General features: G+C 70.4%; 12 protein-coding genes. 1 reads left to right on the forward strand and 11 read right to left on the reverse strand.

Features of this window, described 5'->3' with window-relative positions; genetic code table 11:
* Positions 1 to 36: 36 nt before the first annotated feature.
* The 11 genes from OHU35_RS10055 to OHU35_RS10105 all read right to left on the reverse strand — a co-directional run bounded on the left by OHU35_RS10055 (position 37) and on the right by OHU35_RS10105 (position 12,511).
* Positions 37 to 612, reverse strand: coding sequence for a TetR/AcrR family transcriptional regulator (locus OHU35_RS10055; protein WP_405505184.1), 576 nt, complete (start codon positions 610 to 612; stop codon positions 37 to 39).
* Positions 613 to 676: 64 nt separating this feature from the next.
* On the reverse strand, positions 677 to 1,549 hold the full coding sequence (locus OHU35_RS10060) for a carbohydrate ABC transporter permease (RefSeq protein WP_189730420.1): 873 nt from the start codon (positions 1,547 to 1,549) through the stop codon (positions 677 to 679).
* Positions 1,539 to 2,558: a carbohydrate ABC transporter permease gene (locus tag OHU35_RS10065; RefSeq protein ID WP_189730422.1), complete on the reverse strand. Its 1,020-nt coding sequence runs from the start codon at positions 2,556 to 2,558 to the stop codon at positions 1,539 to 1,541. Before OHU35_RS10065 ends, OHU35_RS10060 begins: the two co-directional genes overlap by 11 nt.
* 1 nt (position 2,559) lies before the next feature.
* Entirely contained in the window at positions 2,560 to 3,852 is a 1,293-nt protein-coding gene (locus OHU35_RS10070) for an ABC transporter substrate-binding protein (RefSeq protein ID WP_405505185.1), read from the reverse strand.
* A gap of 289 nt (positions 3,853 to 4,141) precedes the next feature.
* Entirely contained in the window at positions 4,142 to 5,179 is a 1,038-nt protein-coding gene (locus OHU35_RS10075) for a LacI family DNA-binding transcriptional regulator (protein ID WP_189730426.1), read from the reverse strand.
* 57 nt (positions 5,180 to 5,236) lie between these two features.
* Positions 5,237 to 5,641, reverse strand: a complete 405-nt coding sequence (locus OHU35_RS10080; protein ID WP_189730428.1) for a VOC family protein — start codon at positions 5,639 to 5,641, stop codon at positions 5,237 to 5,239.
* 93 nt (positions 5,642 to 5,734) lie between these two features.
* Positions 5,735 to 6,751 carry a 1-aminocyclopropane-1-carboxylate deaminase gene (locus OHU35_RS10085; RefSeq protein WP_189730429.1) on the reverse strand — a complete coding sequence of 339 codons (1,017 nt, stop codon included), beginning with the start codon at positions 6,749 to 6,751 and terminating at the stop codon, positions 5,735 to 5,737.
* A 27-nt stretch (positions 6,752 to 6,778) separates the two neighbouring features.
* On the reverse strand, positions 6,779 to 7,420 hold the full coding sequence (locus OHU35_RS10090) for a GntR family transcriptional regulator (RefSeq protein WP_189730431.1): 642 nt from the start codon (positions 7,418 to 7,420) through the stop codon (positions 6,779 to 6,781).
* A gap of 129 nt (positions 7,421 to 7,549) precedes the next feature.
* On the reverse strand, positions 7,550 to 9,133 hold the full coding sequence (locus OHU35_RS10095) for a TROVE domain-containing protein (RefSeq protein ID WP_189730432.1): 1,584 nt from the start codon (positions 9,131 to 9,133) through the stop codon (positions 7,550 to 7,552).
* Between the two features lie 352 nt (positions 9,134 to 9,485).
* The gene (locus tag OHU35_RS10100) at positions 9,486 to 10,931 is read right to left on the reverse strand and encodes an alkaline phosphatase PhoX (protein ID WP_405505186.1); all 1,446 of its coding nucleotides are present in this window, start codon (positions 10,929 to 10,931) and stop codon (positions 9,486 to 9,488) included.
* A 152-nt stretch (positions 10,932 to 11,083) separates the two neighbouring features.
* On the reverse strand, positions 11,084 to 12,511 hold the full coding sequence (locus OHU35_RS10105) for a hypothetical protein (protein ID WP_359896912.1): 1,428 nt from the start codon (positions 12,509 to 12,511) through the stop codon (positions 11,084 to 11,086).
* A gap of 305 nt (positions 12,512 to 12,816) precedes the next feature.
* Here OHU35_RS10105 and OHU35_RS10110 point away from each other — a divergent pair, with 305 nt between their 5' ends.
* Positions 12,817 to 14,646 (forward strand): endonuclease/exonuclease/phosphatase family protein, encoded by a 1,830-nt coding sequence (locus OHU35_RS10110; RefSeq protein ID WP_405505187.1) that lies wholly within the window; start codon positions 12,817 to 12,819, stop codon positions 14,644 to 14,646.
* Positions 14,647 to 14,671: the final 25 nt, after the last annotated feature.

The following is a 14,671-nucleotide window of genomic DNA, read 5'->3' on the forward strand; positions in this document are numbered from 1 at the left end:
CCTACGGCGCCCGGGCCCGGCGACCGGCACCGCCACTCACACACCCCTAGGCCGCAACCCCTCCACCAACAGCATCAGATACCGCCGCACATACCCACACTCCGCATCCGCCAGCTCCGCCGCCGCCGCGACCCCATGGACCAGCCGCAGGATGTCGACCGGCTCGACATCCCCCCGCAGCGCACCCGCCTCCCGCGCCGCACGGACCAGCCGCCCCGCCGCGCCCTTCACCGAGTCGCCGCAGGCCGCCCCCACGGGGGAGCCGGTGTCCGTGACGGCCGGGCCCAGCAGGGCCTTGAGACCGCGCACCGCGATCAGCCCGGCGCCGAGTTCGTACAGCCACTCCACCAGCGCCTCACCCGGCGCCAGCTCGGCCGCGAGCTCGTCGGCCCGGGCAGCGATCGCCTCGATCCGGTCGAGGTACACGGCCTCCAGCAGCGCGTGCCGGGTCGGGAAGTGCCGGTACAGCGTGCCGGAGCCGACCCCGGCCCGCTTGGCGATGTCGTCGAGCGACGCGCTCTCCCCATGCGCGGCGAAGGCCTCCCCGGCCGCCTTCAGCAACCGCTCGTAGTTACGCCGGGCGTCCGCCCGCATGGGCCGGACCTGCGCCACAGTCACTCCCTGCAGAACGGGGACATTCCCCGCATCCTATCGAGGCGAGATCCGGCCCACCGCCTTACATCTTCATCGCCCCCGCCGCCAGGTCCCGCAGGAAGTGCCGCGCGCCGATCAGGAACACCAGGATCAACGGGATGACGCTCATCAAGGCGCCCGCCATCACCAGGGAGTAGTCGGTGTTGTAGAGGACGTTGAGGTTCGCCAGGGCGACCTGGAGGGTGACCTTGTCCGGGTCGATCATGACGACCAGGGGCCAGATGTAGTCGTTCCACAGGCCGATGAACGTGAAGATGCCGAGGAAGGCCAGGGCCGGGCGGAACAGCGGCAGGGCGACCGTCCAGTAGAGGCGGAAGAAGCCGGCGCCGTCGATCCGCCCGGCGTCCAGCAGTTCGTCCGGCAGTGAGTTCTGGGCGTACTGGCGCATCCAGAAGATGCCGAACGCGTTCGCCGCGCTGGGGATGATCAGTGCCTTCAGCGAGCCCGCCCAGCCGAACTCGGCCATGGTGACGAACTGCGGCACCAGGGAGAGCTGCGCGGGGATCATGTACGTCACCAGCAGCATGCCGAAGAGGAACTTCTTCGCCGGAAACTCGTACTTGGCGAAGGCGAACGCGGCCAGCGAGTCGAAGAACAGCACCAGCACCGTCCCGAGCACGGCGACGACCACGGTGTTGAACAGCGAGCCGAAGAAGTCGACGGTGTCGAGCACCCGCCCCATGTTGTCCAGCAGATGCGGCCCGGGCAGCAGCTTGGGCGGGTAGCGGTAGATGTCCTGCGTGGTGCCGGAGGCCAGCACCACCAGCCAGTAGAAGGGGAACAGCGAGACCAGCACACCGAACAGCAGCGTCGCCCGGACGCCGATGCGGCTGAGCCTGCTGCCGGAGCCGATGGCCAGGCCCGCGCTGCCGGTCGTCCTGTCGTCAGCGGCCATGGCGAGCCCCCTTGCGGCGCAGCAGACCGGCGATGCCGGGACGGCGGTCGTCGTCCGAGCCGGCGACCAGCCGCCAGTTGACGATGGTGAAGATGGCGATGATCGCGAAGAGGACCCAGCCCATCGCGGCGCCGTAGCCGAACTGGTGCTCCTTGAAGGCCTTCTGCCACAGATAGAGCACGATGGTCATCCCTTCCTGTCCCGGACCGCCCGTGGTTCCGACGTCGGTCGACTGGAAGAGCACCTGGGACTCGGTGAAGATCTGCAGGCCGTTGATGGTGGAGGTGACCGCGGCGAACAGCACCACGGGCCGCAGCTGCGGCAGCACGACCCGGAAGAGGGTCTGCCGGCTGTTCGCGCCGTCGACGCGGGCGGCCTCGAAGTGCTCGGTGGGGATGGCCTGGAGGCCCGCCAGGAAGATCAGCGCGTTGTAGCCGACCCACCGCCAGATGATCATCAGGGAGACGGACGACTTGATGCCCCACTCCGAGGACAGCCAGCCGATCCCGTCCACCCCGATCGCCCGCAGCACCGCGTTGGCGAGGCCCGCCTGGGCGAAGACCGAGCCGAAGACGACGGTCATGGCGACCATCGAGGTCACGTTGGGGATGAAGTACGCCACCCGGTAGGCGCCCGTGAAGCGGACCTGCGAATGGAGCAGGAACGCCAGCACCAGGGCCAGGAACAGCATCGGCACCGTCGAGAGGAACCAGATCTCGAAGGTGTTGAGCACCGAGTGCCAGAACACCGAGTCCTGCAGCAGCCAGCCGTACTGCTGGAACCCGACGAAGCGCATGTCCCCGATGCCGTCCCAGTCCTGGAAGGACAGATAGACAGAGAAGACGATCGGGAAGGCGCCGAAGACGGCGAACAGCACGTAGAACGGGGAGATGGCGAGCAGGGGCGGGAAGTGACGCTTACGGCCGCCCGGGGTGGTGGACTTGGCAGGGCGGGCAGGTGGCCGCTCGTCGGCCGCCGGCGCACCGGCCGGATCGAGAACCGTGGCCATGTCAGCTCACCCCCACCCGGGACAGCGTGGTCTCGGCCGTGTTCACGGCGTCCCGCCACGCCCGGTCGGGGTTCTTGCCGAGCAACTCCACATTGGTCAGCTCCTGGAAGAACGGGGTGTTGGCGGTCTCCTCGTAGGGGCTGAAGTAGACGACCGGGGCCTTCTGGGCGGCCGGGCCGAAGACGTCGATGGGCTGCTGACCGCCGAAGAAGGGGTCGGGCTTGTGCATCGCCGGGTCGGCGTAGGTGGCCGGAGTGGTGGGGAACAGGGCCATCTCCTGGTAGCTCTTGAGCTGGTTCGCGGGGCTGAGCAGCCACTTCAGGAAGGAGAAGGCCGCTTCCGGTTCCCGGCAGTAGCGGGTCAGGGTGACGTAGGAGCCGCCGTAGTTGCAGGGGCCGTCGGGCAGGGTGGTCAGCCGCCAGGATCCGGAGGTCTTGGGGGCGGTGTCCTTCAGGCCGTAGCTGGCCCACACCGCCGTGGTCATGGTGGCGACCCGGCCGCCGCTCATGGCCGCGGTGAAGTCGGGCGTCCCGTCGGTGATCCGGGCGCTGAGCTTCTGCCGGAGGATCTCCACGGAGAGATCCCAGGCGCGGCGGACGTGCTCCTGATCACCGATGAAGCGGTTGCCGGCGTCCACGAACTGCTGGGGGCTCTGGAGCAGGACCTGCTGGAAGACGTTGCCGATGTTGCTCACGAGGTAGGGCTTGCCGGGTCCCTTCGCCCGCAGTGTCCGTCCGGCGGCGATGAACTTCTCCCAGGTGGGCACCCCTTCGGCGACGTCCGCCGGTTCGTAGGGCAGTCCGGCCTTCTCGAAGAGGTCCCGGCGGTAGTAGAGCGCGGTGGGGCCGGCGTCCAGCGGGAAGCCGATCATCCTGCCCGTCGGGGTGAAGCAGGCCTTCCACTTCCAGTCGAGGTACTGGTCGCGGACGGATTCCGCGCCGAGCGTGCGCAGGTCGAGGAACTCGTTCTCGTCGGGGAAGAACGTGGCGAGGTTGTCGCTGTTGACGACCGTCAGGTCCGGAACGTAGGCGCGGGCGGCGAGGCTGGTGCGCACCTTGGAGTCGATCTCGCCGTCCGGGATCTGGGAGCCCTTCACCCTCAGTCCCGGCACGCCGGGCACACCGCGCCTGGCGGTGGCGAGCAGCTTGTCGCTGAGCGAGCCCTTCCAGTACCAGAGGCTGAGGTGGTCCGTGCCGACGGAGGCCGATCCCGCTTCGGCGCCGCATCCGGTCAGACCGAGCAGGCCCGCTCCCGCGCCACCCAGGGAGGCCCCCAGAAAGCGTCTGCGGGACATCGTTCGGTGTTCCATGGGCGCGCACTCGCTTTCCGGGCGTTACCGCGGCCGGGGGACAGCGCTGCCGCGGGCCCGTTCTCACGGGGATGGGGGGACGCTTCCGGGATGAGGAAGTGAAGACAACGATGTCGGCGGGCGCGTGGTAGTCGGGCCGACGGTCTCGCGATGGGGATTTCTGAGGGTTCGTGAACGTTCACGTGAGCGTTGCCGTTGAGTATCGGGGCGCCCGAAAACCGGTGTCAAGGGAACTGCACGGCAGATCTGCCGACGGGCCCGACGGCCCGGGTGGTCAGGCGGACTCGCGTACGACCAGTTCGGGCGTCACCCACGCGTCCGCGCCCCGCAGCGGCTCCTCACCGGCGCACAGCCGGGCCATCTGCTCCACGGCCAGCCGTCCCAGCTGCCGCTTGTCGATGTGCAGGGTGGTCAGGGCGGGGTCCACCAGCTCGCCCAGGGAAAGGCCGTCGAAGCCCAGCACGGCCAGATCGTCCGGAACCCCGCGGCCATGGCGACGGGCGGTGCGCATCGCCCCGACCGCGATCAGGTCGTTGAACCCGAAGACGGCGGTGATCTCCGGCCGCGCCTCCAGCAGCCGCTCCATGCCGGCCTCGCCCCCCGCCACGCTGTGCTCGGGGCACAGCACGATCCAGCTCTCGTCGACGGGCAGGCCGTGCCGCCGGACCTGCTCGAGGAAGGCCTGCTTGCGGGCACCGGGTTCGCGCTCGCCGTCCAGCATGCCGATCCGGCGGTGCCCGGCCTCGACCAGGTGGGCGATGCCCTGCTCGACACCGGCGGAGGCGTCGATTCCGACGGCCGCGAACCGGGTCTGCTGCGGGCCGCGCTCCAGCAGCACCAGCGGTACGCCCCCGAGGTGCCGGGTGAGCACGTCGTCCGAATCCTTGAAGTAGCCCACGACCGCGTCCGCCTGGTGGGAAAGCACGTCGAGCGCCTGCCGCTCCCTGGCGTCGTCGATACGGGAGTCCCATACGACGACCTGCCAGCCGCGCTGCTCGGCCGCCTCCAGCACTCCGGCGGCCACCTCGGGGAAGAACGGGTTCCGCAGGTCCGGGATGACCAGGCCCGCCGTCACCGCCCCCTTCTGGACGAGCCCGCGCGCGAACCGGCTGGGCCGGTAGTCCAGGAGCCGTGCCGCCTCCAGCACCCGCTCCTTGGTGCCCGGGTCGATCTCACCCTTGTCGTTGACCGCCCGGGAGACCGTCTGGCGTGACACCCCGGCCAGTCGTGCGACGTCATGGATCGTGGCCCGGCGCCGGGCACCGTCGGGCCGCTCGCCACCCGGCTCCACCCGTTGTCTGTCGGTCCACACGCTGAGCACTGTATCCGGCGCCGGACGCGGCCCGGCAGGGGCAGCGGGGCGGGCCGCTCAGTCGTCGAGTTCGGTGAACAGCGTCAGCTGCAGGTCACCGGGGGCCTCCAGCCGGGAGTTCAGGGAGTTCCAGGGGGTACGCGTCGGCTCGGCGACGACCTCGGCTCCGGCGGCGGCCAGCTTCGCCGTGACGGCGACGGAGTCGTCCACCTGAAAGGCGACCCGGACATGACCGGCCACCCGCCGCCCCACCTCGACCTCGTCGATGAAGGCAGCGTGGTTCGGATCGGTCAGCTCCAGCGTGGCCCGCCCGGCATCGAGAATCGTGACCCGCCCGTCCTCCGAGACGAACGCGCCCCGCTCGGCCAGACCGAGCACGTCCCGGTAGAAGTGCAGCGCGGCGTCGTAGTCCTCGGCGGTCACGACGAGTCGGAGCTCTCGAACGGCTGGTTCCTCGGGCATGGGGCTCCTCCGTGATCTCGGACAACCGCTGACAACCCGCACACCGGCCGGTTGATTCCCACGCTCCCCCCGAACGCCCGCGCCCGCAGGCCCTCAGAACAGCGCGCTGTACGCGTTCAGCGCCGGCTGCCCGCCCAGGTGGGCGTAGAGGACCGTGGAATCGCGGCCGATCTCCCCGTTGGAGACCAGGTCGATCATCCCGGCCATGGACTTCCCCTCGTACACGGGGTCGGTGACCATGCCCTCCGTCCTGGCGGCGAGCCGCATCGCCGCCAGGGTGGACTCGTCAGGGATGCCGTAGATGCCCGCGTGATACCGCTCGTCGAGTTCGATGTCGGACTCGGTCAGCTCGCGCTTGAGGCCGATGAGCTGCCCGGTGTTCTGGGCGATGCGGGCGATCTGCGTGCGGGTGGCGGCCGGCTTGGCCGAGGCGTCGATGCCGAGCACGCGCCGGGGCCGCCCGCCCGTCTCCTCCAGCGCGGCGAACCCGGCGACCATGCCGGCCTGCGTCGACCCGGTCACCGAGCACACGACGACGGTGTCGAAGAAGACGCCCAGCTCCCGCTCCTGCTGGACCACTTCATGGGCCCAGGCGGCGAAGCCCAAGCCGCCGAGCGGATGATCGGAGGCACCGGCCGGGATGGCGTACGGCTTCCCGCCACCCTCCTCGACCTCCCTGAGCGCCTGTTCCCAGCTCTCCTTGAACCCGATCCCGAACCCGGCCTTCACCAGCCGCACATCGGCCCCGGCGAGCCGGCTGATCAGGATGTTGCCGACCTTGTCGTACACGGCGTCGGGCCAGTCCACCCAGCTCTCCTGCACGAGCACGCACTTGAGCCCGGCCCGGGCGGCGACGGCCGCGACCTGGCGGGTGTGGTTGGACTGCACCCCGCCGATCGACACGAGCGTGTCACAGCCCTGGGCGAGCGCGTCGGCGACCAGGTACTCCAGCTTGCGGGTCTTGTTCCCGCCGTACGCGACACCGGAGTTGCAGTCCTCGCGCTTGGCCCAGAGGGAGGCGCCGCCGAGGCGCTCGGTCAGCCGCTCCAGGCGGTGGACGGGCGAGGGCCCGAAGAGCAGGGGGTAACGCTCGTACGAGGAAAGGGGCATGGGTCCTCCCGGGATCGGGGGTCGGTCTCAGTCGGCGAGTTCTTCGAGCCCCCGCCAGATCTCCGCCGTGACGCGGACCGCCTCGGCCACGTCACCGGCCGCACAGGCCTCGATCAGCCGCTCGTGCAGCCCGGCCGAACGGCAGCTGCCGCCCTGGCCGAAGCGCCGTCGCTCCAGGCGGCGGATGAGCGGGGTGTAGCGGGCGGCGGTCGCGGCGGCCGCGCGGTTGCCGCTCACCCGGACGAGGACCTCGTGCAGCGCGTCGTCGGCACGCAGGGCCGCGTCCACGTCTCCGCTGCCGACGGCGGCGGCGAACCGCTCGTTGGCGGCACGCATCGCCTCGATGTCCGCGGCCTTCAGCCGGGGCACGGCGACCCGCGTCACCAGCTCGTGCATGGCGCCGACCACGGCGGCGGCGTCCCGCACGTCGGAGGCCACGAGCGGAGTCACCCGGGTGTAGCTCTGCGGCTTGCTCTCCAGCAGCCCCTCGTCCACCAGCCGGGAGAACGCCTCCCGCACCGGCGCCCGGGACAGCCCGAGCCGCTCCGCGAGCTCGGCGTCCCGCACCACCGCACCGGGTTCGATCTCCCCGGCCACGATGGCGTCCCGGATCGCCGCGTACGCCCGGTCCCTGAGCAGGGTCCGGGGCACGGGCCGGATGGCCTCCATGGACTGAAATGTTAGATGTCAGCCGCCACCGCAAACAAGAGGCACCGGGACAGGACCGTGGCTCGGACAGGGCCATGACGCGGGCAGGACCGTGGCCCGCACTCCCCACGCGGTGCGGGCCACGGTCTCTCAGGCCGCCCAGGGCCAGTCGGCGTCGCGGGACGCCTCGATCAGCGGAACCATCCGGAAGGCCGCGTCCGACAGGCCGCCGAAGGTGTGCCGGTTCCCCGTGCCCGACGGGCCGTGGCCCGCCCGGTATCCGGCGAGGTTCCAGGTGTAGACCGGCACGTCGGCCGGGACCTGCTCGGTCGGGTCGCCCCGGTGGTGGTGCGTGTACTGCTCGTCGGTGACGATCAGCACCCGGTCGTGCTTCCGGTAGTGCCGGCGCACCGCCTCCGTCGTGTCGGTGCCGCCCAGGTCGCCGAAGCGGTCGAGGATCTTCAGGACCGACTCGCCCTCGCGGAACCGCACACGGTCGCTCGTCGAGCCGAACTCGACCAGGTCCGCGCGCTCCGCCCGCAGCGCGAGCGCCGTACCGAAGATCGCCGCCGCGTCGGCGCGGGTGAGCTCCGAGCGGTCGGACAGCCGGGACCAGAACATCGAGCCCGAGCGGTCCACGAGCACCAGCGTCCGGCCGGGCAGCGCGGGCACGTTGGCCAGCGAGTGGCCGAGGGCCCGCTCCAGCGCGTACGACCAGCGCAGTGACGGCGCGTGCTGGTACGCGGCGAGGTACCGGAAGGGGAACTGCCGCGAGCGCGCGACCTCCGCCGGGTCGCTGATCCGCGCGGCGACCCGCGCGGCGACCTCGTCGGACACCCCGGCCTCGTCGAAGTTCCGCAGGTTGCGCACGAGCGCCATGGTGCCCATGGACGGAATCACGGCCTCCCAGGCCGCCTTGTCCATCGGCCCCTGGAGCCAGCCCGCCAGTGTCTCCCACGTCATTCCGGCCGCGGCCAGCCGCTCGGCGCCGCCCTCGGCGGTCACGACCGCGCGCCGCTCCTCGACCGGCAGCGCCATCAGCTCGCGGTGCGCGCCGAGGACGCGATCCGCCTCCGGCGGCACCGCGGTGTCGGGGTTGTGCCGCCGGTCGAGGGCGTAGCGGAACAGCTCGCCCTGCCACGGCTTGTCCGGATCGGGGACCGCGTGCACGAGGTTGAGGATGTCGCCGAAGCGGTAGCCCTTGGAGGCGGTGTCGTACTTCAGCAGTGCCTTGCCGTGGTAGAGGCGGCGCACGGCGTCGGCGATGCCCCGCTTGACCGGCTTGGGCACGTTGCGGCCGTACATCGCGGTCCAGTACGCGAGCAGTTCGCCGGGCTCGTCGGGCCGCTGGAGCACGGAGGCGACGACCTGCCGGTTGGACGGGCCGTCGGTCGCGCCCGCGTCCAGGCGGGCCTTGACGTACTCGGCGGCGCCGACGACCGAGGCGGTACGCAGGTTGCCCTCGCGGCGCAGCCAGCCGAGCAGGCCGGCCGTCCATGCCGGATCGGTGACGGCGAGTTCGCGCACGAGCTTCGCGAAGCGGTCGTCGCGGTCGGCGCCGGCCTCGTAGAAGGTCTGCTGCGAGACGAAGTTCGAGACGGCGAGCAGGAAGAGCTCGGAGCGGGCATCCCGCTCGCGACCGCGGCCGCCCTCGTAGGTGCGCAGCACACGTCCGGTGGACGTGACGCGCGAGACGGGACGCGCGCGGGCTGCCTTGGAGTTGAATCGCGCCATGATGAATTCCCCCGAATTCGTTCTTACTTATTTCCGGGGGAGACGCTGCATGCGAGAAAAGAGTTGGGTGCCCGAGGACAGAAGTCGGCGACGGACTAATTCAGATGCTCTACCCATTGAGCTACAGCGACCCGAAAGTCGCCGGCGGGACTCGAACCCGCAACCCTCCGATCCCATGAAGTAACCGTTGCCTTCGCACCGGGCACCCACCACATGCTGCGCCTCCCGAGATCAAGTCGGCGGCGGCGTCGGATTCTTTGGAAGAGAAGTAGCCGCTGCCATCGCACCGGGAGGTGCGTGACGTTGTGATCTCACTGTAGGAGGCGCAGCGCGGGCACTGCGACCGAATTATTTACCGCTTCTGGCGCTTCCAGGGACCGGTGATGGCCAGCATGATGCCCGGCGTCTGAATGTTGGCGTACAGCGTCCGGCCGTCCGGGGAGAAAGTGACACCGGTGAACTCGCTGTATTCCGGCTCCTCCTCGGTGCCGGTGTTCAGCTCGTTGCGGGCGATCGGGTACGTACGTCCGCTGTCGGTGGCCCCGAACAGGTGCTGCACGCCTTCCCCGTCCTCGGCGATGACGAGGCCGCCGTATGGGGAGACGGTGATGTTGTCGGGGCCGTCGAAGGCGCCGTCCTTGGAGGGGTCGGGATTCACGCCGAGCAGGACCTTCAACGTGAGCGTCCGGCGCTTGGGGTCGTAGAACCAGACCTGCCCGTCGTGCTGGACGGGGCTCTCCTCACGGGCGTACGAGGAGACGATGTAGGCACCGCCGTCGCCCCACCACATGCCCTCCAGCTTGCGGGCGCGGGTGACCTGGTCGTCCTTGAACTGCTTGCGCACAGGGGTGGTGCGGGCGTCGCGGTCCGGTACGTCCACCCAGTCGACGCCGTACACGGTGCCGATCTTCGTGGCCCGGGACAGGTCGTCGACGAACTTGCCGCCGGAGTCGAAGCACTTGGGCGCCTGGAGGACACCGGCGTCGTCGGCGAGCCTGCGGAACTTGCCGGGGCCGTACTCGAAGCCCCTGGGCGGGGTCCAGCGGAAGAAGAGGCCGTTGGGGCCGGCGGCGTCCTCGGTGAGGTAGGCGTGGCCGCGCTTGGGGTCGATGACGACGGCCTCGTGGTCGTAGCGCCCGAAGAACTTCAGGGGCTTGGGGCTGCGATTGGCGCGCCGGTCGCACGGATCGACCTCGAACACATAGCCGTGGTCCTTGGTCATGCCGTTGACGCCGGCCTTGTCGGAGTTCTCCTCGCAGGTGAGCCACGTGCCCCAGGGGGAGCTGCCGCCGGCGCAGTTGGTGGAGGTGCCGGCGATGCCCACCCACTCGGCGACACGTCCGTCGGGGCGCACCTCGACGACCGTGCAGCCGCCGGCGGCGGCCGGGTCGTAGACGAGGCCCTCGGTGAGCGGCACCGGGTGCTCCCAGTTGGCGCGCGGGCCCTTCAGCTCGTGGTTGTTGACGAGCAGGGTGGTGCCGCGGGGGCCGTCGAAGGTGGCGGTGCCGTCGTGGTTGGACGGCGTGAACTCGCCGGACTCCAGCTTCGTCTTACCGCTGTAGGTGAGGATCCGGTACGTGAAGCCGGCGGGCAGGGCGAGGATGCCCTTGGGGTCCGGGACCAGCGGCCCGTAGCCGACTCCGTGCCCGGAGTCCGCGGACGCGTCCCCCGCGCTGTCGGTGTCGTAGGACGCGAGGGCGTTCGGTGCGGTGGCGAGGGCGCCGACACTGCCCGCCAGCGCGACACCGGCACCGGTGATCGCGGAGGTTCTGGCGAAGTCCCTGCGGGTGAGCGACATGGTGTCTCCTGTGACGGTGAGTATGCCGTGGAGGGTGGCGGACCTCGTTCGGCGACACCGTGCCGTTCATCCATGAACGCCGGTTGAACAACACCCCGGGGGCACGGGGAACTGCGCGACAAGCCGAGACGGCGCCGCACCGGCGAACAGGATCAGCCGCCCTGTTGCGACCGCGCCTTGAAGGCAGCCTTCCGCGCTTCTTTCGCGACCTTCTTGTCGGGATGCAACCGCCCCATCGCCTCGAGCACATCAGCCACGGCAGGATGATCCACCCGCCACACAGCCGCGAAAAACCCACTGTGCTGCTGAGCAAGCCCCTGCACCAACGCCCGCAACTCCTCGGAGTTCCCTTCGGCGGCAAGCTGCGCCGCCACCGTGTCGATGGTCAGCCAATACACCATCGCCTCGGACGGCGCCGGCACATCCACCGCACCGTGCTCGGTCAGCCACACCCGCGCGAGGCCGCCCAGCTCGGCATCGTCGAGGACCTCCCGCAGCGCCGGCTCGGCCGAAGCCCCCACCAGCGACAAGGCCTGCTGACACCGCAACCGCCGCAGCGGCGCCCCGGCATCCGAGCCCCGCGCCGCCGCCAGCAACTCCCGCGCGGAGGCGAGGGAGTCACGGCGGGCCAGCCACTGCTCGGTCTCGGCCTGCGCCGCGGCCGGCGGGAACGCCGCCGTGCCGTCGAGCAGCGCGTCGGCCCCCTTGTCCGCGAGGTCCCCGACCGCCGGTGCCTCGAACCCGGCCTCCAGCAGCCGGGCACGCATCCCGTACAGCCCGAGCGGGGTGAGCCGGACCATGCCGTACCGGGAGACGTCGGTGTCGTCGACGGGCGCCGCGGGCTCCTCGTCGGCGTCGGCCATGAGCGCCTCGTCCACCGGCTGGTACTCCACGAACCCCACCGGCTCCAGCATCCGGAACTGGTCGTCCAGCCGCATCATCGCGTCGGACACCTGCTCCAGGACGTCGTTGGTGGGCTCGCCCATGTCGCTGGGCACGATCACCGACGCGGCCAGCGCGGGCAGTGGCACCGGCGCCTCGCCGGGCGTGTCCTCGCCGGCGGTCAGCAGATAGAGGTTGCCGAGCACCCCGTCGAGGAACTCGGCCTCGGACTCGGGGTCCCAGTCGAGGGCGGAGAGGTCGAGCTCGCCGTCCTCGTCGACGAGATCCGCGAGCCCCTCCAGGTCGGGCACGCTCGCGTCGGCGAGCACCGTCTCCAGGGCGGCGAGCCACAGGGCGAGCACGTCCTGCGGCGAGCCACCGGTGAGCAGGGCCAGGTCATCGCCCGCCCGGACGGTGCCCTCGTCCTCGTCGACGACCTCGACGAGCCCGGTATCCACGGCCACCCGCCACGCCTCACTGGCGTCGGCGGGGGCATCGTCCCCGCTCAGCCCGAGCGTCTCGACCGCCGCGGGCAGCTGCTCGTCGACGAGCCCTCCCCCGGCGTCGACGCGGGTGTCCGGCCCGGCCCAGCGGGCGAGCCGGGCGGCCCGGGACAGCAACGGCGTGGACAGTGCGGCACGCGCCAGCTCCGCTTCGGAGTGCAGCCGCACCGGCGGCAGGGGGGAGCTGTCTGACATCGGCTGTTTCTCCTAGGGCGCCTCATACGACTCAGCCGCTCAGCCTAGACGGATTTCCACCCATGCCGCCTACTTCATCTCCCCGTCAGCGGCCGTACATGGCCGAAACCTTGACAAGTGACGTGACCAGGCTGGAGATTGACGCGCGTAGAAGTCGGCGGACAGTTGTTCACCGGGTCGGCCCCACCCCGCCCGCCCGTCCACCGCCCGCTACGCGCGTCACACCGCCCGCCCCACAGGTAGCGGCAGACAGTCCACGCACCACCCTCGTCCCGGCACCTGTCATGTCCCCGGAGGGAACCCCGTTGCCGAGCAAGTCGTCCGCGCGTCTCGCCGCGCTCACCGTCGCCGCCGTGTGCTCCGCGGCATCCACGATCGTCCTCACCACCCCCGCGCACGCGGACTCGCTCCGCGTCCACGACGTCCAGGGCAGCACCCGGACCTCCCCGTACGCCGGGAAGCAGGTCACGGACGTGGCCGGAATCGTCACCGGCATCCGGACGTACGGTTCCTCCCGCGGCTTCTGGATCCAGGACCCGAACCCGGACGCCGACCCGGCGACCAGCGAGGGCGTCTTCGTCTTCACCAGCTCGACGCCGAAGGGGGTCGCCGTCGGTGACTCCGTCACGGTCAGCGGCACGGTCGCGGAGTACGTCCCCGGCGGCGCCACCTCCGGCAACCAGTCGCTGACGGAGATCACCAAGCCGACGTTCACGGTCCTCTCCAGCGGCAACGAACTCCCCGCCGCCACCAAGATCGACGCCAGGTCGGTCCCCGCCGCCTACGCGCCGCCCGGCGACACCACGGCGAACGGCTCGATCAACTCCCTCGCCCTCAAGCCCTCGAAGTACGCCCTGGACCACTACGAGGCGCTGGAGGGCATGACCGTCCGCGTCTCCGACACCCGTGTCGTCGGCGCCACCGACCCGTACACCGAGCTCTGGGTGACGGTGAAGCCGCACGAGAACCGCAACCGCCACGGCGGCACGGTCTACGGCTCCTACGACGCGCAGAACACCGGCCGCCTCCAGATCCAGTCCCTCGGGGCGACGGCCGACTTCCCGAAGGCGAACGTAGGCGACACCCTCTCCGGCACGACGGCGGGCCCGCTCGACTACAACCAGTTCGGCGGCTACACCCTCGTCGCGAGCGAACTCGGCACGCTCAAGACGGGTGACCTGAAGCGCGAGACCACCCGTAGTCAGCGCGGCGGTGAACTGTCGGTCGCGACGTACAACGTCGAGAACCTCGACCCGTCCGACGCCACTTTCGCCGAGCACGCCTCCGCGATCGTGAACAACCTGAAGTCGCCGGACATCGTGTCCCTGGAGGAGATCCAGGACAACAACGGCGCGACGAACGACGGCACGGTCGCCGCCGACCAGACCCTGACCAAGCTGATCGACGCGATCGTCGCGGCCGGCGGCCCGAAGTACGACTGGCGCTCGATCGACCCGGTCAACGGCGCCGACGGCGGCGAGCCGGGCGGCAACATCCGCCAGGCGTTCCTGTTCAACCCGGAGCGGGTCTCCTTCACCGACCGCGCGGGCGGCGACGCCACGACGGCCACCGACGTGACGAAGATCCGCGGCAAGGCCCACCTCACGCTGAGCCCCGGCCGTATCGCCCCCGCCGACGAGGCCTGGAAGAACAGCCGCAAGCCGCTGGCCGGCGAGTTCGCCTTCCGCGGCCGTACGGTCTTCGTGATCGCCAACCACTTCAACTCCAAGGGCGGCGACCAGGGCCTGACCTCCCAGTACCAGCCGCCGTCCCGCAGCTCCGAGACCCAGCGCCACCAGCAGGCCACCCTGGTGAACGCCTTCGTCAAGGACATCCTCGACACCCAGAAGAACGCGGACGTCATCACGCTGGGCGACATCAACGACTTCGAGTTCTCGAAGACCGCCAAGCTCCTCGAGGGCCGAGGCGAACTCTGGTCGGCGATCAAGTCGCTCCCCCGCAACGAGCGTTACTCGTACGTCTACCAGGGCAACAGCCAGGTCCTCGACCAGATCCTGATCAGCCCGTCGATCCGCCGCGACTGCGACTTCGAGTACGACAGCGTGCACGTCAACGCGGAGTTCAACGACCAGATCAGCGACCACGACCCCCAGGTCCTGCGCTTCCGCCCGTAACCCACAAGGGCCGGCTGAACCACTG

This window comes from Streptomyces purpurascens (assembly GCF_045040895.1).
In the GTDB taxonomy this organism is placed as follows: Bacteria; Actinomycetota; Actinomycetes; order Streptomycetales; family Streptomycetaceae; genus Streptomyces; species Streptomyces purpurascens.